The organism is Nocardia sp. XZ_19_231, from assembly GCF_015355705.1.
Taxonomy (GTDB): domain Bacteria; phylum Actinomycetota; class Actinomycetes; order Mycobacteriales; family Mycobacteriaceae; genus Nocardia; species Nocardia salmonicida.
Window position 1 is genome coordinate 831250 of sequence record NZ_JACUZI010000001.1, and the last position, 19138, is coordinate 850387.

The 19138-nt window shown below is 68.3% G+C and carries 21 protein-coding genes; 16 read left to right on the forward strand and 5 right to left on the reverse strand.

The features are described 5' to 3' along the window. The first annotated feature begins 17 nt into the window (after positions 1-17). Positions 18-806 carry an inositol monophosphatase family protein gene (locus IBJ82_RS03630; RefSeq protein ID WP_194824495.1) on the forward strand — a complete coding sequence of 263 codons (789 nt, stop codon included), beginning with the start codon at positions 18-20 and terminating at the stop codon, positions 804-806. Positions 807-982: 176 nt separating this feature from the next. Beyond that, positions 983-1480 carry a hypothetical protein gene (locus IBJ82_RS03635; protein ID WP_194824496.1) on the forward strand — a complete coding sequence of 166 codons (498 nt, stop codon included), beginning with the start codon at positions 983-985 and terminating at the stop codon, positions 1478-1480. A gap of 88 nt (positions 1481-1568) precedes the next feature. Here IBJ82_RS03635 and IBJ82_RS03640 read toward each other — a convergent pair whose 3' ends face one another. Beyond that, complete coding sequence (locus IBJ82_RS03640) at positions 1569-2177, reverse strand: hypothetical protein (RefSeq protein ID WP_194824497.1); 609 nt, start codon at positions 2175-2177, stop codon at positions 1569-1571. A 79-nt stretch (positions 2178-2256) separates the two neighbouring features. Between IBJ82_RS03640 and IBJ82_RS03645 the strand changes: the two genes are divergently transcribed. The 3 genes from IBJ82_RS03645 to IBJ82_RS03655 all read left to right on the forward strand — a co-directional run bounded on the left by IBJ82_RS03645 (position 2257) and on the right by IBJ82_RS03655 (position 4591). Next, entirely contained in the window at positions 2257-3084 is an 828-nt protein-coding gene (locus tag IBJ82_RS03645; RefSeq protein ID WP_194824498.1) for an acyl-CoA thioesterase II, read from the forward strand. 38 nt (positions 3085-3122) lie between these two features. Further along, positions 3123-3743, forward strand: coding sequence for a pyridoxal 5'-phosphate synthase glutaminase subunit PdxT (gene pdxT, locus IBJ82_RS03650; RefSeq protein WP_194824499.1), 621 nt, complete (start codon positions 3123-3125; stop codon positions 3741-3743). 92 nt (positions 3744-3835) lie between these two features. Then, positions 3836-4591 (forward strand): YebC/PmpR family DNA-binding transcriptional regulator, encoded by a 756-nt coding sequence (locus IBJ82_RS03655; protein ID WP_194824500.1) that lies wholly within the window; start codon positions 3836-3838, stop codon positions 4589-4591. A gap of 60 nt (positions 4592-4651) precedes the next feature. Here IBJ82_RS03655 and IBJ82_RS03660 read toward each other — a convergent pair whose 3' ends face one another. Next, positions 4652-5152 carry an SRPBCC domain-containing protein gene (locus tag IBJ82_RS03660; RefSeq protein ID WP_194824501.1) on the reverse strand — a complete coding sequence of 167 codons (501 nt, stop codon included), beginning with the start codon at positions 5150-5152 and terminating at the stop codon, positions 4652-4654. A 92-nt stretch (positions 5153-5244) separates the two neighbouring features. On the opposite strand from IBJ82_RS03660, the gene IBJ82_RS03665 reads away from it, so the two are divergent. Then, on the forward strand, positions 5245-5754 hold the full coding sequence (locus IBJ82_RS03665) for an O-acetyl-ADP-ribose deacetylase (RefSeq protein WP_194824502.1): 510 nt from the start codon (positions 5245-5247) through the stop codon (positions 5752-5754). A 20-nt stretch (positions 5755-5774) separates the two neighbouring features. Here IBJ82_RS03665 and IBJ82_RS03670 read toward each other — a convergent pair whose 3' ends face one another. Further along, complete coding sequence (locus tag IBJ82_RS03670) at positions 5775-6467, reverse strand: FadR/GntR family transcriptional regulator (RefSeq protein ID WP_194824503.1); 693 nt, start codon at positions 6465-6467, stop codon at positions 5775-5777. A 199-nt stretch (positions 6468-6666) separates the two neighbouring features. Here IBJ82_RS03670 and IBJ82_RS03675 point away from each other — a divergent pair, with 199 nt between their 5' ends. From IBJ82_RS03675 to IBJ82_RS03695, 5 genes are read left to right on the forward strand one after another with little or no spacing between them, the layout of a single operon-like run. After that, positions 6667-7809 (forward strand): acetamidase/formamidase family protein, encoded by a 1143-nt coding sequence (locus IBJ82_RS03675; RefSeq protein ID WP_370585129.1) that lies wholly within the window; start codon positions 6667-6669, stop codon positions 7807-7809. Then, positions 7806-9110, forward strand: coding sequence for an amidase family protein (locus tag IBJ82_RS03680; protein ID WP_370585130.1), 1305 nt, complete (start codon positions 7806-7808; stop codon positions 9108-9110). Before IBJ82_RS03675 ends, IBJ82_RS03680 begins: the two co-directional genes overlap by 4 nt. Before the next feature lie 14 nt (positions 9111-9124). Continuing rightward, the gene (locus IBJ82_RS03685; protein ID WP_228536416.1) at positions 9125-10138 is read left to right on the forward strand and encodes an ABC transporter substrate-binding protein; all 1014 of its coding nucleotides are present in this window, start codon (positions 9125-9127) and stop codon (positions 10136-10138) included. Continuing rightward, complete coding sequence (locus IBJ82_RS03690; RefSeq protein WP_194824504.1) at positions 10135-11004, forward strand: ABC transporter permease; 870 nt, start codon at positions 10135-10137, stop codon at positions 11002-11004. Before IBJ82_RS03685 ends, IBJ82_RS03690 begins: the two co-directional genes overlap by 4 nt. A 19-nt stretch (positions 11005-11023) precedes the next feature. Next, a complete protein-coding gene (locus IBJ82_RS03695; protein ID WP_194824505.1) occupies positions 11024-11830 on the forward strand; it encodes an ABC transporter ATP-binding protein in 807 nt (268 codons plus the stop codon). 78 nt (positions 11831-11908) lie between these two features. Here the strand turns inward: IBJ82_RS03695 and IBJ82_RS03700 are convergent, their stop codons facing one another. Continuing rightward, positions 11909-13174, reverse strand: a complete 1266-nt coding sequence (locus tag IBJ82_RS03700) for an amidohydrolase family protein (protein ID WP_194824506.1) — start codon at positions 13172-13174, stop codon at positions 11909-11911. A gap of 122 nt (positions 13175-13296) precedes the next feature. Beyond that, positions 13297-13968: a GntR family transcriptional regulator gene (locus tag IBJ82_RS03705; RefSeq protein WP_194824507.1), complete on the reverse strand. Its 672-nt coding sequence runs from the start codon at positions 13966-13968 to the stop codon at positions 13297-13299. Between the two features lie 204 nt (positions 13969-14172). Between IBJ82_RS03705 and IBJ82_RS03710 the strand changes: the two genes are divergently transcribed. The 5 genes from IBJ82_RS03710 (at position 14173) to IBJ82_RS03730 (ending at position 19087) form a co-directional block, all read left to right on the forward strand. After that, positions 14173-14919, forward strand: coding sequence for a sulfite exporter TauE/SafE family protein (locus IBJ82_RS03710; protein ID WP_194824508.1), 747 nt, complete (start codon positions 14173-14175; stop codon positions 14917-14919). 49 nt (positions 14920-14968) lie between these two features. Continuing rightward, positions 14969-16165: an amidohydrolase gene (locus IBJ82_RS03715; RefSeq protein ID WP_194824509.1), complete on the forward strand. Its 1197-nt coding sequence runs from the start codon at positions 14969-14971 to the stop codon at positions 16163-16165. A 73-nt stretch (positions 16166-16238) separates the two neighbouring features. Next, positions 16239-17051 (forward strand): ABC transporter ATP-binding protein, encoded by an 813-nt coding sequence (locus IBJ82_RS03720; protein WP_194824510.1) that lies wholly within the window; start codon positions 16239-16241, stop codon positions 17049-17051. Continuing rightward, positions 17048-17902 carry an ABC transporter permease gene (locus IBJ82_RS03725; protein ID WP_194824511.1) on the forward strand — a complete coding sequence of 285 codons (855 nt, stop codon included), beginning with the start codon at positions 17048-17050 and terminating at the stop codon, positions 17900-17902. The genes IBJ82_RS03720 and IBJ82_RS03725 overlap by 4 nt, the downstream gene beginning before the upstream one ends. 51 nt (positions 17903-17953) lie before the next feature. Next, the gene (locus tag IBJ82_RS03730) at positions 17954-19087 is read left to right on the forward strand and encodes an ABC transporter substrate-binding protein (protein ID WP_194824512.1); all 1134 of its coding nucleotides are present in this window, start codon (positions 17954-17956) and stop codon (positions 19085-19087) included. Positions 19088-19138: the final 51 nt, after the last annotated feature.

The window sequence follows — 19138 nt, forward strand, 5'->3', positions numbered from 1 at the left end:
TCCGTAGCCTGGAGACGGTGCACCAATCGGATAGTGAAATCGCAATCCACGCAACAGAAGTCGCTTCGGAAGTGATTCGGTCGGCGTTCCGCGCTCCGCTCACTCGCTACGCCAAAAAGGGCGACGATTTCGCCACGCAGGCCGATATCGCGGCCGAGAAAGCCATCCTCGATGTCCTCGCCACCGCGTGCCCGGGCGACCGGTTCGTCGCCGAGGAATCGGGAGTCACCGGTCCGGCTCGTAGCGACCGCACGTGGTTTGTCGATCCACTCTGTGGCACAAGAAATTTCGCTGTCGACACCACGTTCGTAGCGGTCAATGTCGCCCTGCGCGACGGCGACACCGTGACGGCGGCGGCGACCGCCGACCCGTTCGCCGAGGAAGTGTTCTGGACAGCGGGGGAGGGTGCGTTCCTGCGCGCCGAAGGTCGCGACGAGCCGTTACGGCCGCACTCGGGAAGCCACCTCGTCGATGTCGATCTCGACCACCCGTTCCCGTGGTCGACCCCGGCCCGACTATTCGACGCCGAAGGCTTCGCGGGCGAATTCCATCCGCGGGTGTTATCGACCTCTCTGGCCCTCGTCTGGGTCGCGGCGGGACGGCGCGCCGCCTACATCACCGGCGGCGATCTCCGCGACAGCGTGCATTTCAGCAGCGCGATCGCGGTGTGCCAGGCGGCGGGCTGCGTGGTCACCGGCCTCGCCGGGCAACCACTGCACACCGCACCACACGGACTGATCGCGGCAGCGGACGCGCCGACCCATGCTCGACTGGTCGACGCGGTAGTGGGTCTGCGCGCCGGGTAGCACTGGGGTGCATCACAATCGGATGCTTCTCACATACCCACGTTGTGTGTGTCTCAGAGTTTCCTCAACATCACTGGGTAGCGTCCGGGCCGTGGCATCGAGGCCTGCGCTGTGTGGCGCCGGTACGACGCCGTCGCCCAGAGGGCGAGATTCCGACCCGACGTAAGGACGAGTGGATGAAGTTTCGTAGGACCGGACGAGTCGCGATCGCAGGACTGGCTGTGGTCGCCGCCCTCGGCCTGAGTGCGTGCAGTGACGACAAGGGTGACAAGCCCGCCGCCAAAACCACCACCAGCGCCAAGGCTCAGGGTTCGGCAGCCGCGAACCTGCCCGCCGTGCCGACGGTCGAGCAGCTCAACGCACAGCTCGGCACCGCGCTGGATCCGGCGGTCCCCAACGACCAGAAGCTGGACTTCGTCCAGGGCATCGAGGCCGATCCCGAGCTGCCGAACCGCCTGGCGCAAGCCGTGCAGGACAACAATGTCCAGGTGCAGGTCACCGAGGTGACCTCCTTCGGTGACAGCGTCAACGCCAAGGCCAACTTCACCGTCAACGGTCAGACCAATGTCGTCGACGTGCCGTTCGTGGCCGAAGAGGGCAAGTGGAAGGTCCAGAAGTCGTGGGCCTGCGGCATGCTGACCAACCTGGGTCAGACCTCGGTCGCCTGCGCCTGATCGTTCTCGCCGAAGCCCCGTTCGCTCTTCGCGGACGGGGCTTTCGCGTCGGCGCCCGCGCGCCCGGTCCGCCTCGGTTTCCGCGATCTCAGCTGCGCAGCGCCGCCCGATCGGGATGATCCCAGCGAACGGTCCACGTCGCTTCCTCGGGATGGTCGGCTGTGTGATCGCGCACAGCGGGCAACGTCCAGTGCTGCTCGGCGGGCGTGCGCCGCAGCGCCGCTGGCGCACTGAGCTCCAAGCGGACCGTGAGATCGAAATCCAGACCGCGACCCAGCAGCATCGGCCCGGCGAGCACCAGCACCAGATCGGCCTGCGCCGCGCGAATCGCCGCCCGAGCGGACCTGTCTCGCTGCTCGTCCCACAGCGCGGGCAGCCAACGCCCCTCGGTGCGCATCGCGTCCACGATCTCGCGCCGTATCGCCTCGTAGTCGAACCATGCTGTGCGATAGGACCATTCGTCATCGCGTCCGTATTCCATGCGCAGCGACGCGGGGCGCACGTAGTCGTGCACCGATACCACCGCCGCCGATCGGCCCCGATCCGAGAGCGTCTGCGCGATCTCGCGGCCGAGTTCGACAGGCATCGCGGCATCGGCACCGTCCACCGCGAGCAGCCGTCGCCCCGGCAGCGCCACGAGCCGGTCGGCGACGAGCCGGGCGAGGGCGGCGGGGGAGGTGGGAGTGAACGTCGGCACCGGACCATCTCAGCAAATTCCGGGCCGCTGCGCAGAGCCGGACATACCGCCCGGTCGGCAAGGCGATAATCTCGAGCGCATGGCGACAATCGAAGAGGCGCTCGCGATCGAGCGACTGGAGCGCGACATCTTCCGCGGTGCTTCCACGGAGTCTCAGCTACCGCGCACCTTCGGCGGTCAGGTGGCCGGGCAGGCGCTGGTCTCGGCGGTCCGCACCGTTGATCGCAGCTTCCAGGTGCATTCCCTGCACGGCTACTTCCTGCGACCGGGCAATCCAGAGGAACCCACCGTCTACCTGGTGGAACGCATCCGCGACGGCCGGTCGTTCTGCACGAGGCGGGTCACCGGCGTGCAGGACGGGCAGGCGATATTCACGATGTCGGCCTCGTTCCATCACGGTGACGAAGGGCCCGAACACCAGGACGTGATGCCCTCGGTCGACGGTCCCGACGACCTGCCCGACGCCAGCGTGACCATGACCCCCGAGCGCCTGTGGGCCATGCGTGAATGGGAGCACTGGGACATCCGCACGGTCCCGCAGGAGCAGGTCGTCGCGCGCGACGGCGCCGTCTCGCCGCAGCAGGTGTGGTTCCGGTACCGGCACCCGCTGCCCGACGACCCGATGTTCCACGTCTGCACGCTGGCCTACATGAGCGATATGACGCTGCTCGGCTCGTCGAAGGTGATCCACCCCGACGAACCGACCCAGAACGCGTCGCTCGACCACGCGATGTGGTTCCTGCGCCCGTTCCGTGCCGACGAATGGCTGCTCTACGACCAGTCCTCACCCTCGGCCGGTTTCGGTCGCGCGCTGACCGGCGGCAAGATCTGGGACCGCGCGGGCAACCTGGTCGCCGCTGTCGTCCAGGAAGGTCTGATCCGCACACCGCGCCAGAAGCGAGCGTGAGCGGGCCCACATCGGGCGCGCTCGTAAGCTCAACGGCTGTGAACGCAACCTCGACCACCACCCGGCCGACCATCGGCGTCCTCGCGTTGCAGGGTGACGTGCGCGAACACGTTGCCGCGCTGGAGCACTGCGGAGCCGATCCGGTGCTGGTGCGGCGCGAGTCGGAGTTGGCGGCGGTCGACGGGCTCGTGCTGCCCGGCGGCGAGTCGACCGCGATCTCCAAGCTGTTGCAGGCGTTCGACCTGCTGGAACCGTTGCGGGCGCGGCTGCGCGACGGGCTGCCCGCGTTCGGGTCCTGCGCGGGCATGATCCTGCTCGCCTCGGAGGTCCTCGACACCAGGGCCGACGCCCAGCACCTGTCCGGCATCGATATGACGGTGCGGCGCAACGCGTTCGGTCGGCAGGTCGATTCCTTCGAGACCGATCTCGACTTCGCCGGCCTCGACACGCCCGTGCGCGCGGTGTTCATTCGCGCCCCGTGGGTGGAGCGGGTGGGTGACGGTGTCGAGGTGCTGGCGCGGGTGCCGCACGGGCCCGCCGAGGGCCGCATCGTGGCTGCCAGGCAGGGCAACGTGGTGGCGACCTCGTTCCACCCCGAGGTGACCGGCGATCTTCGGGTGCACGAACTGTTCGTCGACCTGGTTCGCGCAGCGCGCTAAAGCCCGCGTCAGCGGGCGTGGCGGACGGTGAGTAGGCTGGATCGAGCTTGTCCGCCCGGGCAGACGCGCAACCGACTTGAAGGAAGTAGGGCATGAGCGGCCACTCCAAATGGGCCACCACCAAGCACAAGAAGGCGGGGATCGACGCCAAGCGCGGCAAACTCTTCGCCAAGCTGATCAAGAACATCGAGGTGGCGGCCCGCACTGGTGGTAGTGACCCTGCGGGCAATCCGACGCTGTTCGACGCCATCCAGAAGGCGAAGAAGACATCGGTCCCCAACGACAACATCGAGCGCGCCCGCAAGCGCGGCGGTGGTGAAGAGGCCGGCGGCGCCGACTGGCAGACGATCATGTACGAGGGCTACGGGCCCAACGGTGTCGCCGTGCTGATCGAGTGCCTCACCGACAACCGCAACCGCGCCGCGGGCGAGGTCCGACTGGCCATGACTCGCAACGGCGGAAACATGGCCGATCCGGGTTCGGTGTCGTACCTGTTCGCCCGCAAGGGCGTGGTGACCCTCGAGAAGAACGGCCTGTCCGAGGACGACATCCTCGAGACCGTCCTCGACGTGGGCGCCGAAGACGTCAACGACCACGGCGATCTCTTCGAGATCATCTCCGAGCCCGGCGATCTGATCGCGGTGCGTTCGGCCCTGCAGGCCGCGAACATCGACTACGACTCCGCCGAGTCCGGTTTCCAGGCATCGGTCTCGGTCGCGGTGGACGCCGAGGGCGCTCGCAAGGTGTTCAAGCTGGTCGACGCGCTCGAAGACAGCGACGATGTGCAGAACGTGTACACCAATGTCGACATCTCCGACGAGGTCGCCGCGGAACTCGACGAAGAGTAGGTTCCCCCGCCCGTTGAACCGCCCCGGCCGTGAATTCGGCCGGGGCGGTTCACGTTCGGGCTACGATGCGCGCTTCTGGTAGTAGCTCGACATCGACGGGTAGTAGTCGGCGAAATCGGGGAGTTCGGTGTGCGTGCTCGCGGCGACGAACATGTCCGCGTAGTACTCCCAGCCCGGACCGATCTGCGGGATCTCCGCCAGCTGATATTCCGAGGTCAGGTGGTGGACCAGGCGCAGTTCGGTGGCCGCGCCGGTGTCGAGCAAGGTCACCTCGAGTCGCCACACGCCGATCTGGTCGGTCGAGGAGAGGCCGAGATGGATCGGCGGGGTGCAGTCGTCGATGCGCATCGACGACCACGGCTCACCTTCCTCGAACCGCATCTGCACCCGGATGGTGTTGCCGGTGCCCGCGTCGCCCTCCCAGGTGCCGTACCAGCTCGCGGTCAGATGCGGGTCGGTCAACCGCGCCCACACCTCCTCGATCGGCCACCCCAACGACCGGGTGATCACCAGATCCCGCCCGTCGGTCGTCGGCACGATGTCACCGGTGGGTATGGCCATGTGGGGTTCTCCTCGTCTCGGACGGACCGACCATGCCTGACTTCCTCGACGGTACCCGTGGTCGAAGGCCTGCCCCCGGCACAATGGGGATCATGACGCGAATCGATGCGGTCCGAGGCGACATCACCGAACAGCAGGTGGACGCGGTGGTCAACGCCGCGAACTCCTCGCTGCTCGGCGGCGGTGGCGTCGACGGGGCGATCCATCGCAAAGGCGGCCCGCAGATCCTGTCCGAATGCCGTGATCTGCGCGCGTCGCACTACGGCAAGGGTCTGCGAACCGGGCAGGCGGTGGCGACGACTGCGGGGCTGCTTCCCGCCCGCTGGGTGATCCACACGGTGGGCCCCGTGTGGTCGGCCACCGAGGACCGCTTCGAACTGCTCGCCTCGTGTTACCGCGAATCCCTGCGCGTGGCAGACGAATTGGGGGCGGCGACGGTCGCTTTCCCGGCGATCTCCACCGGCATCTTCGGCTGGCCGATGGAGGACGGCGCGCGGATCGCGGTCGAGACGGTACGCGCGGCCGAGACAGCGGTGACACAGGTGCGGTTCGTGCTGTTCGACGATCGTGCGCTCGAGGTCTTCACCGCCGCTGTGGGGTAGGTGTCTGTCCTGTGGTGTCGCTAGCGGGTGCTGATCTCGCGAACTTCACGCAGGTGTTGTTCCATGGCGGCAGCGGCGGCGGGGCCGTCTCGGTCGTCGACCGCGAGCAGGATCTGGGTGTGGCCGTGGACGGAGACGCGGCGACCGAGCGGAGTGCGGTGCGAGAGGACTCGGGTGTGGCGGGTCCACTCCGTGGTCATCGTGCAGAGGGTGACCAGGAGCGGGTTCTGGGCGGAATGCGCCAGGAGCGTGTGGAATTCGATGTCGAGGGCCATCGAGTCCTCCGGGCTGAGGGCTTCGTCGGAGCGATCGATGATCTCGTGCAGCGACAGCAGATTCGATTCGACGGCGCGGAGGGCGGCGAGCTGGGCGATGCGCGGTTCGACCAGCTCGCGGAGCTCGGTCGCGTAGGCGAGTTCGGTGTCGAGGTCGGCGAGGTTGCCGTGTAGTTCGGCGACGCCGCGGGGGAGATCGGTGACGGTGCTGCCGCGGCCCTGTCTGCGGTCGACCAGTTTCTTGGATTCCAGCTCGAACATGGCTTCGCGCAGCGAGGAACGCGACACGTTCAACTGCGCCGCGAGCTCGCGTTCGGGTGGCAGCCGATCGCCCGCGCGCAGGGCGCCGTCGATGATCAGCCGCTCCAGATGCGCGGCGACTTCGGCGCTGACGCTGCCGGTGCGGCGACGGAGCGGGGGGATCGGCGCGACGGACACCTGACTCCTCTCGACACTTGTTGATTGGTCCGGCCAATCATATCCGAACGAGGGTATTCGGCCCGATATTGCCGGGGTGTAAAGCCTCGGTTACGCACGTTTCTCCCGGTAGACGCACTGTTTATAGTGGAATACCGTTACCGCATCAGATGGTCGGACCAATGTTCGGCCGAGTGTCGCGGAGACCGGAGGAACCACTGTGACCTCGTTGGCTGGGGACCAGATCGCCACCGCATTCCCGGTGTTGCAGCAGGGCATCGGCATCACGCAGGGAACCACCTATGTGCCCGCCGATCCCGATCAGGTGCTGTGGGGCAGGCTGCCGCGTCGCGGTGATACGCCGGTCACCACCGTCGCGCCGGGCACGAGCGTGGTCATCGACACGATCAGTCACGAGGGCATCCTCGACGATCAGGGCTCGGACCCGGTCGCCTACTTTCGCGGGCACGGCGTGGCCCGCGATCAGATCCTCGACGACACGGTCGAGGTGGTCGCCCGGCGCGTTCGCGAGGCCGGAGCCGGGCCGCACATCGTGACCGGCCCGATCGCCGTCGACGGCGCCAGGCCCGGCGATCTGCTCGCCGTGCGGATCGAGCACCTCGCCCTGCGCGCGCCCTACGGTGTCATCTCGACCCGGCACGGCCGCGGCATGCTGGCCGGAACACCACACGACGGTTCCTACGGTCAGTTCTGCACGGTGACCGGGCGGGACGACGAATGGTTCGGCAGCATGCCGATCGGGCCGGGCAGCCCGCACCGGGCGCGCTTCCCGCTCGCCCCGTTCCTCGGCATCATGGGCGTGGCCACCGACACCGAAAATCGCGCGCACTCCGTGCCGCCGGGCGCGCACGGCGGCAATATCGACGTCAAATTGCTCACTCCCGGCGCCACCCTGTTCCTGCCGGTGCAGGTGCCCGACGCGCTGTTCTACGTAGGTGACCCGCATTTCGCGCAGGGCGACGGGGAGGTGGCACTCACGGCGCTGGAGGCGCCGCTGCGGGCGACCGTGACCCTGGACCTCGTTCCGGCGGAACAGGTCACCGACATCGGTTCGGGCACAGGGCCGTTCGCCGCCGGGCACGGCCTCGTCATCCCGACCGGGCTCGATCCCGATCTGGACACCGCGCTGTCGCTGTGTGTGGGCAACGCTGTCGAGCTGCTCGGCGCGCTGTTCGACACCGATCCGCGCAGTGCCTACCTCTACCTCAGTGCCGCCGCCGATTTCACCATCTCGCAGGCCGTCGATCTGACCCGCGGGGTACACGGCAAGATCCGCGTCGCCGACTTCGCGCATACCACCGGCACCGATCTGGCTCGCTACATCCTGGAGCGGGCGCGGTGACCGCGACGGCGCGTGAGGCGCGGTTCGGCATCGGGGAGTCCCGTGGGGTGGACGCCACGGTGTGGCGCGTGGTCGGTTCGCCGCTGGTGGGGGCGACATCGGCAGGCCCACTCGCCGGGCACACGGTGGCCGTGAAAGACCTGTTCGCGGTCGCCGGACATCCCATCGGCGCGGGTGTCGAGGACTTTCTCGCCGAGCGCGCCCCCGAACCCCGCCACGCCGCGGTCGTCGCCGCCCTGCTCGCGGCGGGCGCCACCATCACCGGCATCGCCCGGACCGACGAGTTCGCCTACAGCATCACCGGCGGCAACGGACGCACCGGCATGCCGGTCAATCCAGCTGCCCCAGAACGAGTTCCGGGTGGTTCGTCGAGCGGTCCGGCGGTAGCGGTCGCCCGCGGCGAGGCAAGCATCGGCCTGGGCACCGACACGGCGGGTTCCATCCGCGTACCCGCTTCCTACCAGGGGCTCTGGGGCATCAGGACAACCCACCAGAGCATCGACACCACCGGCCTGCTGCCGCTGGCACCCTCGTTCGACACCATCGGCTGGCTCGCCCGTGACGCCGTCGCCCTGCTCACGGTGGCCGATGCGCTGTACGCGAATTCCGTCGTGCTCCAACAGGGCCCGGTCTCCGACTCGGCGCAGCCTGATGTCCGCGAGTCCGCCCAGCGCCCCTCAGCGGCGAAGTCCGGCTGGACGACGCGAGCCGGGATGGAGGGGAGGGAACTCGTCTTCGACCCGGTCCTCTCGGCCGCAGCGGAGCCCGAGATCGCCGAACAGTGTCTGCGGGCCGCCGTGGAACTCGGTGCTCGACCGATTGCCCTGCGTGGCGAACTCGACCGCTGGTTCGCGGCGTTTCGGACAGTACAGGCGCACGAGGCTTGGGCCGGGCACGGTGACTGGCTCAGAGCGCATCCCGGCGCGCTCGAACCCGAGGTCGGCGACCGTTTCGCTTGGGCTGCAACGGTTACCGCCGACGGTGCCGCCGCCGCGCGGAAGGTCGTGGCCGAGGCCGCCGCGCGGATTCGCGGGACCGTCGGACACCGTGTGCTGGTCCTGCCCACGACGGCGGGACCGCCACCCTTGCGAGCGGCCGACCAGCGCACGCGCGATGCCGTACGCACCGCGACCCTGCGACTGACCTGTCTGGCGTCGATCGCCGGCCTCCCCGCGGTCACTCTGCCGCTGCCGAACCGGCACGGCCTCCCCGCCGGGCTGTGTCTGGTCGGCGCCGCGAACACCGACCGTTTCCTCATCCACCTCGCGACACGTTGCGCCGCACGACTGGCGAACCTATGAGAAATGGACCCGCAATGCCTGCCTCCGACACGCCGTGGACCACCACCACTCCCGCGATGCATCGCACACTCGGCCGGGTGCTCTCGGCCCTGTTCGCGGCATTGCTCATCGCGACCGGCCTGACCGCCTGCGTTTCGACACCGGGCGGCGCCAGCGACCCGGCGTCGGTGCGGATCGGCACCCTGCGTGGGCAGCCGCACCTCTACGCGCCCTACTTCATGCAGCGTTTCGCCCCCGCGGGCACGACGTACGAGATCGTGCTGTTCGAGAATTCACCCGATATCAAGAACGCGATCGCCTCGGGCGCCATCGATTTCGGTGTGCTCGGCGCACCGTCGATGCTGGCGGGCAGTGCCGCGGGGCAGGATGTGAAGATCGTCGCCTCCGCCGCCGACGGCGGGTCGGCGTTCGTCGGCAAGCCCGAGATCGCCACGGTGAACGGCTTGCGCGGCAAGAAGATCGGATTCCCGCAGGGCTCGTCGCAGGAGATTTTGCTGCGGCTCACCTTGACCGCGCACGGCCTCGACCCGGCCACCGACGTGCAGTTGGTCAACCTCTCCTACTCGGATATGGCCAACGCCTACAAGTCCGGCCAGATCGACGCGTTCCTGAGCGCCGAGACCGCGCCGTCGATCGTGATGCAGGTCGGCGCGCGCCCGATCGTCTCGCCGTACGACACCGCGATCGGCGCGGTGAACATCGTCTTCGGTACCAGGGGCGCGCTGATCGACCAGGATCGCGACCGGGTGCAGCAGACGGTGCGCAGCTTCGTCCAGGCGATCGAGTACATGAAGGGCGATCACACCGCTTGGGTCGACGGGCTCGTCACCACCTTCGGCCTCGACCGCGCGATCGTCGACACCGCGACGAAGAACGTCTGGTTGCGGTGGGAACTCGATGACGAGTATCGCGGCCGGGTGGTCGCCCTCGCCGAGCAGATGCGGGCCTTCGACCAGCTGTCCAAGGCGCCGGACATGGCGAAGGTGTTCGACACCGGGTTCCTGACCCCCGCGGGTATCGGGCGATGACGGCGCTCGACGCACCGCCGGTCGTCCGCGGCACCGAGGCGCCGCCCGTCAGTCGATGGCGGTTTCCGGACCGGGCGCTGACGGTGTTGTGGGCGCTCCCGGTCCCGCTGCTGCTCGGGCTGCTGTGGGATCGCGGTGTCGAAGGCGCGTGGACGCTCCCGTTCGGTATCCAGATGCAGTTCCTGCCGAAACCGTTCGAGGTGGCGCGGCGCTTGGCCGACCTCGCGTTCGGCGGAGTGATCGGGGACACCTACAGCGGCACCCTGTGGTTGCACCTCTACGCCAGCACACTGCGGGTGGTGCAGGGGTTCTTGTTCGCGGCCGCCGTCGCGATCCCGCTCGGGATCGTGATGGGTCGCTCTCGGCTGGTCTACCGGATGCTCGAACCGACCATCAACCTGGTCCGACCGATCCCGGTGACCGCGTGGGCCCCGCTGTCGTTGCTGATCATCGGCTTCGGCGACCGCTCGACGATCTTCCTGGTGTTCCTCGCCGCGGTGTTCTCGATCCTGCTGAACACGATCGCCGGAGTGCGCGCGGTGCCGGAGCGGTTACTCGAGGCCGCCGCGATGCTGGGCACCCGCCCCGCGCACACGCTGTACAAGGTGGTACTACCCGCCGCCGTGCCCAGCATTGTCTCGGGGCTGCGGATCGCGCTCGGCCTGTCGTGGGTGATCCTCGTCGTCGGTGAGACGGTCGGCATCCGCATCGGGTTGGGGGCGTTGATCACCCAGGCCAGAGAACAGTCACGCACCGACCTGATCATCGCGGTGATGATCGCGATCGGGCTGGCCGGATTCGTCGCGGACCGGTTGCTGATGCTGCTGGTCAAGCTTGTCGCGGGCCGTAGGCCGCTCCTTCCGTGATCGCGCAGACAGGACCCTCATGAAGATCTACTCCACTCGCCGCCGCCCGCAGCGCCCCGCGCGCATCGTCGTCGACAGCGTCGGTAAGCGCTATTCCAGCGCACCGGGATTCGCCGTCGATCCTGTCGAACTCGACATCGCCGCAGGCGAATTCATCTGTGTCGTCGGCGCCAGCGGTTGTGGTAAGTCCACGTTGCTGCGGATTCTCGCCGGTTTGGAGGCAGCCACCACCGGCACGGTCACCGTCGCCGACGAACCGGTCAACGGGCCGGGCCCCGAGCGCGGCGTCGTATTCCAGGACTACGGGCTGTTCCCGTGGCTCACGGTCGCCGAGAACATCGCCTACGGACCGAAGCAGGCCAGGATGACCCGGCCCGACATCCGCGAGATCACCGACCGCTGGCTCGACACCGTCGGCCTGACCCGAGTGCGCAAGTCGTTCCCGCACCAGCTCTCCGGTGGAATGCAGCAGCGCGTGGCGATCGCCAGGGTGCTGGCGAACAGCCCCGCCGTCCTGCTGATGGACGAACCGTTCGGCGCGCTCGACGCTCTCACCCGTACGGACATGCAGGTCGAGCTGAAACGCATCCACCACGAGACCGCCGTGACCGTCGTGTTCGTCACCCACAGCATCGACGAGGCGGTCTACCTGGCCGACCGCGTCGTGGTGATGGCCGGTGGCGCGGCCCACGGCAACGCGGGCCACGTGCGCGAGATCGTCGAGATCGACCTGCCCGGCGAACGCGACTCCACCACACCGGAATTCAACGCCTATAAACGGCGCATCGATGCCCTCGTCCATCGCGGCAACCACAGCGCGGCCTGATCCGTCGTCACGCGATCTGCCATGCGGAAGGCGGTCGAGGTCGGTGAGCCGTGTGCGTCATCGCGAGGAAGCGCCGAATCAGTGTGCGTGGACCGCAGAGCCGAGGATTTCGGTGACTCGGGTGGTGCGCGCGACAATTCGGCCCGCCTTGATGACATAGCAGCGGTCGGGGCGGTCGAGTAGGGCGTCGGCGAGGCGGTGTGTGCCCAGGACGACCAGGTCGGCTCCGGCCCCGACGCGCAGGCCGTGGCGGTCGGCGATGCCGAGCACCGTGGCTGCGTCAGTGGTGGCCATGTCGAGGACCCGGCGCAGGTCGGCATCGCCGGACAGATGGCCGGTCTGGGCCAGGAACAGACCGATGTCGAGGAGATCGGTGTTGCCGTACGGGGTGAAGGCGTTGCGAATGTTGTTGGAGGAGTACGCGGTTGTCACGCCGGCTGCCCACAGCTCGCGGACCGGCGCGACGCCTCGACGTACCGCGGCCTGATCGGCGCGCCCGCCGAGGTGCATGTCGGTGGCAGGCAGCGGAACCACGGCGACGCCGGCCCGGGCGAGGCGGGCCATGGTCGCCTGTCGCTCGCGCGGTGGACGGCCGGCCAGGGAAGTGACGTGGCCGATGGCGACCCGGCCGCCGAGTCCGGCGCGCTGGGTGGCATCGGCGATGTAGTCGGCCATCGCGAAGCGGGGATCGGTGGCGTCGTCGGCGAAATCAGCGTGGATGTCGACGGGGACACCGAATTCGGCGGCCAGCTCGAAGACCAGGTCGACGTGGCGGCGACAGGCGGTGACGTCGGTTTCGTTGTAGGAGCACCCGCCGATCACGTCGGCACCGAGGCGAAGCGCCGCGCGCAACAGGTCGAGGGTGCCGGGCGCGCGCAGGATTCCCTCCTGCGGAAAGGCCACGATCTGTAGGTCGATCAGGTCGCGATATTCCGCCCGCAGGCCCAGCAGCACCTCGACACCGAGCAGCCCGACGATCGGATCGACATCCGGGTGCGCGCGAAGTGCGGTGGTGCCGTGGGTGATCGCCTGATCGAGGACCCGGCGCGCCCGGTCGCGCACCCCGTCGGCGGTGAACCCCCGTTTGAGTTCGCCGGTCACCTCGATCGCGCCCGCGAGGGTGCCGTCGGGCGCGCTCCGTTGGCGATCGAGCAGCGCCTTGTCCAAGTGCACATGGGATTCGATCAGGCCAGGAATGACGACCCTTGTCGCGCAATCGATCTCGGTTGTCCCGATTTCCGGCAGCGCAGGACCGATCGCGGTGATGACGCCGTCGGTGACGGCGATATCGACCAGGTCGGCGTCATCGGCGATACACGCGCGGCGCAGCAGCAGATCGGCCATGAAAACCTCCAGTCGCAAAACGGGACTCCGTTTGTATACGACTCCGAGGTTTCAGGCGATGACGGCGATTGCTGCGCGCGTGTTACGTCATCGGCGCAGACGCACAGGCGCGGGCGAGGCGGCTAGGGCGTAGGTACAGGCGAGGAAGCGGGCTCGGGTGGAGCCTCGGCGTCGCCGCGGGGTCGCAGGCGATAGGCCGAGGTGGCGTGGGCGATGTGCTCGGCAACCACCGTGCTCGCTCGGTCGGGATCCTGCGCCTCCAGTGCCGCGCAGATCTGCTCGTGCTCGTGCCAGGAATCCTCGGCGCGCCGGGGGAGTTCGACCGCGTACACCCAGGCGATCTTCCAGCTCAGCTGGGTGATCAGCTGGCTGAGTAGCGCGCTGCCCGACGCCTCGGCCAGCACCTCGTGGAAGCGGCTGTTGAGCCGAGCGAGCTCACCGAGTCTGCCGTCGCGCACCGCTTCCTGGCCCAGCGAGGTGAGTTCCTTGAGTCGTCCCAGTTGCTCGGGGGTTCGGCGGACCGCGGCGCGACCGGCGCACATCGGTTCCAGTAGCGCCCTGATCTCGAGCAGATCGGCGGCCTCCGCCTCGGTGAGCTCGGCGACGAAAGTCCCCGAATAGGGGCGTGACCAGGCGAATCCCTCGGCTTCGAGGGTGCGCAGCGCCTCGCGGACCGGGACACGGGAGACGCCGTACCGCTCGGCCAAGGTGTCCTCGGTGAGGCGCTGGCCGGACCGGAACTCGCCACGAATGATGTCGTCGCGGATCGCGCGGCACACCTGCTGCGGTGTCATGCGTCGGACGGTGCTGCTCACGTCGCCCCCAACGGTCGAATGGCGGAGCCGGGCGCCGGTCGTTTCTACCAACCGGCGCCCAGCTTTCGGAGGAATTGCTCCAAATCTACGGCATTCGGGCGGGGGTTCTGCCCCGATATCGCTCGGCGCGAACGCGTGACAACTCTCGTATACGATCGCACGACGCTCTGTCGGAAGGATTTCATGGACCCCGTGCATCTAGCGCTGCTGCTGGCCGCAGGACTCGGCGCAGGCTTCTGCAACGCCATCGCGGGCGGCGGCAGCCTGCTCTCGTTCCCCGCGCTACTCGCACTCGGCTTGCCCCCGGTGACCGCCACTGTCACCAATTCGGTCGCGGTCTGGCCGGGCTACCTGGGTGGTGCGGCGGCACTGCGCAAGCGCGCCGAGGACTACCGCGCGCTGTTGCCGCGGCTCGTCGTGATCAGCGTCGCCGGTGCCGGGCTCGGTGTGCTCGCGCTGCTCGCCGCGCCACCTGAGGTGTTCGCCGCGCTGGTGCCGTTCCTCGTCCTCGGGGCGACCGCGGTGTTCGCCGCGCAACCCTGGCTCTCACGCACTCTCGGCGCCCGCCATCCGGATTCGCGCACCACCCTTTACCTGGGGGTTTTCGCCGGCAGTGTCTACGGTGCCTACTTCAACGGCGGCATGGGCATCGTGCTGCTGACCGCTCTCGCGCTCGGCCTCGATGCCTCCGCACAATTGCTCAACGGGCTGAAAAGCTTGCTCACACTGACTGTTTCGACCACCGCCATGGTGGCCGTCGCACTGTTCGGACCGGTGGACTGGCTCGTCGTCGCGATCCTCGCACCGGCCTGTCTGCTCGGCGGTGTCCTCGGCGCGAAGTTCGCTGACCGCCTGCGACCCGCCGTCTTTAGGACCGTGGTGATCGTCTTCGGCGTCGGCGCCGGGTCCGCCATGTTGATCACCGGCTGACCGCAAGCATCCGCACGACCGCCACACCCCGCGACCGAAAGGACCTCTGATGACCGACCTACTCCTGCGCGGTGGCCGACCGTGGACGCCCGGCGCCACACCGGAACTCGCTGACCTCCATCTCGTCGACGGCCGGATCGCCGCGATCGGCACCGGGCTCCGCGCTCCTGACGCCGAGATCATCGACCTGGGTGGCGCGCTGGTGCTGCCCGGTCTGGTGGAAACCCACTGTCACCTGGACAAGACCTTGTACAGCGCGCCGTGGGTGGCCAACTCGGGCGGGCGAACGCTGGCCGGGCGAATCGCCAACGGGGAACGCCGCCGCGCCGAACTCGGTATTCCGAACGCTGAATACGCCGCGAACCTGCTGGGCGCCATGGTCGGATACGGCACTTCCCACGTGCGCAGCCACGTCGACATCGATCCCGACATCGGGTTGCGGGGCGTCGAGCAGGTACGGGCCGCCGCCGAACGCCACGCGGGGCGGGTCGAGGTGGAACTGGTCGCCTTCCCGCAGGGCGGGCTGATCACGCGCCCCGGCACCGCCGAATTGATGGCGGCGGCGCTGGCCGACGGCGTCGAGGTCGTCGGAGGCTTGGATCCGGCGGGCTACGACAACGATCCGGTCGGCCAGCTCGATGTGATCTTCGATCTCGCCGACAAGTTCGGCGCCAAGGTCGATATCCACCTGCACGACGGTGGCGCCATGGGCGCCTGGGAGTTCGGCCTGATCATCGAACGCACGAAGGCGACAGGGCTTGCGGGCCGGGTCACCATCAGCCACGCCTACGCGATGGGCCAGCAATCCGACGACGAACAGCGTCGCATCGCCGACGCGCTCGCCGAGGCCGGTGTCGCCATGGTGACCTGCGCGGTCGGTGAGGCGGCGGTCGTTCCCGTCCGTGTGATGCACGAGGCGGGCGCCACCCTCGCGCTGGGCAACGACGGCATCCGTGACCTGTGGACGCCCTACGGCGACGGCGACATGCTGCGCCGCGTCAACACCGTCGCCTACCGTGACCGCCTTGTCGCCGACGCGGAGATCGAACTCGCGCTCGTCGCGGGAACCTATGGCGGCGCGAGGATTCTCGGCCTCGACGACTACGGCCTCGCGGTCGGCGCACCCGCCGATCTGTTCGTGGTGGAGGCCGAGACGCCCGCCGCCGCGGTGGTGCGACTGCCCATCCGGCAGCTCGTGGTGAAGCGCGGCCGGATCGTGTCGCGGGCGGGTGTTCCGCAGAGCTGAAGTGATCGTATACGAAACAGGGGCGTAATCGCGGCGACTGCTGGCGGCAATGGTATGCCACTAGAAATAGTGCATGAGCGCCACGGTTTCCACCGCCCCCGCACTATCGGGCCGGGACTCGTATACGACTGCTGAACGCGACGAGCCCGGCCCCGCCCTGTCCTTCGATCACGTGACGTTGACCTTCGGCAACGGCACCACCGCCGTCGCCGACATCGACATCGCCGTTCGCAGTGGCGAATTCGTCTCGCTGGTCGGGCCCTCCGGCTGCGGCAAATCGACCCTGCTCCGCCTGGCCGCAGGATTCGAGAAACCCACGGCGGGCACGGTCGGGATCGGCACCCGCCGTCTCGGCTACGTCTTCCAGGAATCCACCCTGCTGCCATGGCGATCGGTGCGGCAGAACGTGGAACTACCCGGCGAGTTGGAAGGTGTCGACAAGACCACCCGTCGCGCCGCCGCCGCGGACGCCATCGAACGGGTCGGGCTGGCGGGGTTCGAGAAGCACAAACCCGCCCAGCTGTCCGGCGGCATGCGGATGCGCGCCTCCATCGCGCGCGCCCTCACGTCGCGGCCGGAGCTGTTCCTGTTCGACGAGCCGTTCGGCGCGCTGGACGAGATCACCCGCCAGCGGCTGAACGAGGAGGTGAGCACCCTGTTCCGCCGCGACGGGTTCGCCGGAGTGTTCGTCACCCACTCGGTGATGGAGGCGGTGTTCCTGTCCACGCGAGTGGTTGTGCTCACCGGTCAGCCGGGCCGGGTAGCCGCCGACATTCCGGTCCCGTTCGACTTCCCGCGCACCCCGGAGCTGCGCTACACCCCCGAATTCGCCCGCCTCTGCGCCGAGGTGTCGGCAGCGCTGCGTGGACAGGAGACCGCCGCATGACCACCGTCGCCATCGCCGGGGGAGCCGTCGCGGAATCGGCGGCGACACCGAAGTACCGCTGGCCTTTCCGGATCGCCCCGGTCCGTGTCATCGCCCCGATCCTGGTGTTCGTCGCCGTCCTCGGACTCTGGTCGCTGGTCAGCCACCAACTGCTGGCCGAGGAGTCCCGGTTCCTGCTGCCCGCGCCGGAACAGGTGATCGGCAAGGGGCTGCTCGATCCGCTGGCGCGGTCGACGATCCTGACCGCGCTGTGGTCGACGGTGCAGGTCGCGCTTGTCGGGCTGGTGATCGCGATCGCGCTCGGCGTCGGTTTCGCGGTGGTCATGAGCCAGGCACGCTGGGCCGAATACTCGCTGTATCCGTACGCGGTGGTGCTGCAGACGATTCCGATCCTCGCGGTGGTGCCGCTGTTCGGGTTCTGGTTCGGCTACGAGTTCTCCAGCCGGGTGATCGTCTGCGTGATGGTGGCGCTGTTCCCGGTGATCACCAATACGCTGTTCGGCCTCAAATCGGTGGCGCCCGCCGAGCACGACCTGTTCACTCTGCACGGCGCCTCGCGGTGGCAGCGATTGGTGAAACTGCAACTGCCCACGGCCCTTCCGGCGATGATCTCCGGCTTCAAGATCTCCGGCGGCCTGGCCATCATCGGCTCCATCGTGGCCGACTTCTTCTTCCGCCAGGGCGAACCCGGCATCGGCCGGATGATCGATGTCTACCGCCAGCAACTCGCGACCGAGGAATTACTCACCGCGCTGCTGATGTCCTCGCTGGTCGGCCTGATCCTGTTCTGGTTCTTCGACTTCCTGGCCGGGCGCGTGGACCGCGCGCACGGACTACGTCGCGGCAAGTAGCTCACTTCCCCTGTCCCACTCCGACATTCGCTCGACCACGAAGGATTTCCGGTGCGCAAATCTCTCCTCGCCACGGCCGTATTCGCCGGCGCCACAGTGCTGACCGCCTGCAACAGCGCGACCTCGGTGCCCGGCCCCACCGGTCAGGGTGTCCTGGCGGGTGTCTGCCCGTCGACCGTGGTCATCCAGACGGACTGGTTCGCCACGCCGGAGCGGGCCGCGGCCTATCAGCTGGTCGGACCGGACGGCACGGTCGACGTGAAGAAGGGCGCCTACTCCGGCCCGCTCGGAGACACCGGGGTGAATATCGAAGTGCGCCTCGGTGGTCCGTTCCTCGGTGGCCAGCCGGTGCCCGCGCAGATGTATCAGGACCAGAGCATCACCCTCGGTTTCGTGCCGACCGACGACGCGGTGCGGGCACAGTCGAAATTCCCCGTGACCGGAGTGTTCGCCTCGCTCGACGTCAATCCACAGATCGTCCTGTTCGACCCGGCGACCTACCCGCAGATCGCGTCATGGAAGGACGTTCCCGCATCGGGCGCACCCGTCGTCTACAGCGAGGGCAAACTGTTCATGGACTATCTGATCGCCCACGGCGACGTGAAACCCGATCAGGCCGATGCCTCCTTCGACGGCACCCCGAGCCGGTTCGTCGCCGAACGCGGCAGGGTGATGCAGCAGGGCTACGTCTCCAACGAGCCCTACCGGTGGGAACACGACGTGAAGGGGTGGCTCAAGCCGGTGAAATCGCTGCTGATCCACGAGTCCGGCTACGAGATCTACCCGCACGCCTGGTCGGTGCGCACCGGGGAGATGGAAAAACTCGGCCCTTGCCTGAGCAAGCTGGTGCCGATGCTGCAGCAGGCCCAGATCGACTACATCAGCGATCCGGAACCGGTCAACGCGGCGCTGCTGCGCATCGCCCAGACGATTCCCGACGGTCCGCCGATGACGGCGGGCGGCAACACCGACTCGGTGAAAGTCCAGCTCGCCCAGAAGATCGTCGGCAACGGCCCCGACAACAGCCTCGGTGATTTCGACACCGCCCGCGTCGACCGGGTGATCAGTGCCGTCACCCCGATCCTGCGCAAGCGTGGAGTCGAGGTTCCCGACGGCCTCGCCGCCGACGCGATCGTCACCAACAGGTTCATCGACCCGGCGATCGGGCTGAAGAGCACGCCGTAGTCGCCGGTCCCAGAGCCCGCGAATGTGTCGGACCCCGGTGGCACACTCGCG

Coding starts and splice junctions, on each gene's coding strand:
- IBJ82_RS03635 (WP_194824496.1), top strand. CDS start 983: ATGAAGTTTCGTAGGACCGGACGAGTCGCGATCGCAGGACTGGCTGTG.
- IBJ82_RS03645 (WP_194824498.1), top strand. CDS start 2,257: ATGGCGACAATCGAAGAGGCGCTCGCGATCGAGCGACTGGAGCGCGAC.
- IBJ82_RS03655 (WP_194824500.1), top strand. CDS start 3,836: ATGAGCGGCCACTCCAAATGGGCCACCACCAAGCACAAGAAGGCGGGG.
- IBJ82_RS03660 (WP_194824501.1), bottom strand. CDS start 5,152: ATGGCCATACCCACCGGTGACATCGTGCCGACGACCGACGGGCGGGAT.
- IBJ82_RS03665 (WP_194824502.1), top strand. CDS start 5,245: ATGACGCGAATCGATGCGGTCCGAGGCGACATCACCGAACAGCAGGTG.
- IBJ82_RS03685 (WP_228536416.1), top strand. CDS start 9,125: ATGCCTGCCTCCGACACGCCGTGGACCACCACCACTCCCGCGATGCAT.
- IBJ82_RS03690 (WP_194824504.1), top strand. CDS start 10,135: ATGACGGCGCTCGACGCACCGCCGGTCGTCCGCGGCACCGAGGCGCCG.
- IBJ82_RS03695 (WP_194824505.1), top strand. CDS start 11,024: ATGAAGATCTACTCCACTCGCCGCCGCCCGCAGCGCCCCGCGCGCATC.
- IBJ82_RS03700 (WP_194824506.1), bottom strand. CDS start 13,174: ATGGCCGATCTGCTGCTGCGCCGCGCGTGTATCGCCGATGACGCCGAC.
- IBJ82_RS03705 (WP_194824507.1), bottom strand. CDS start 13,968: ATGACACCGCAGCAGGTGTGCCGCGCGATCCGCGACGACATCATTCGT.
- IBJ82_RS03710 (WP_194824508.1), top strand. CDS start 14,173: ATGGACCCCGTGCATCTAGCGCTGCTGCTGGCCGCAGGACTCGGCGCA.
- IBJ82_RS03715 (WP_194824509.1), top strand. CDS start 14,969: ATGACCGACCTACTCCTGCGCGGTGGCCGACCGTGGACGCCCGGCGCC.
- IBJ82_RS03720 (WP_194824510.1), top strand. CDS start 16,239: ATGAGCGCCACGGTTTCCACCGCCCCCGCACTATCGGGCCGGGACTCG.
- IBJ82_RS03725 (WP_194824511.1), top strand. CDS start 17,048: ATGACCACCGTCGCCATCGCCGGGGGAGCCGTCGCGGAATCGGCGGCG.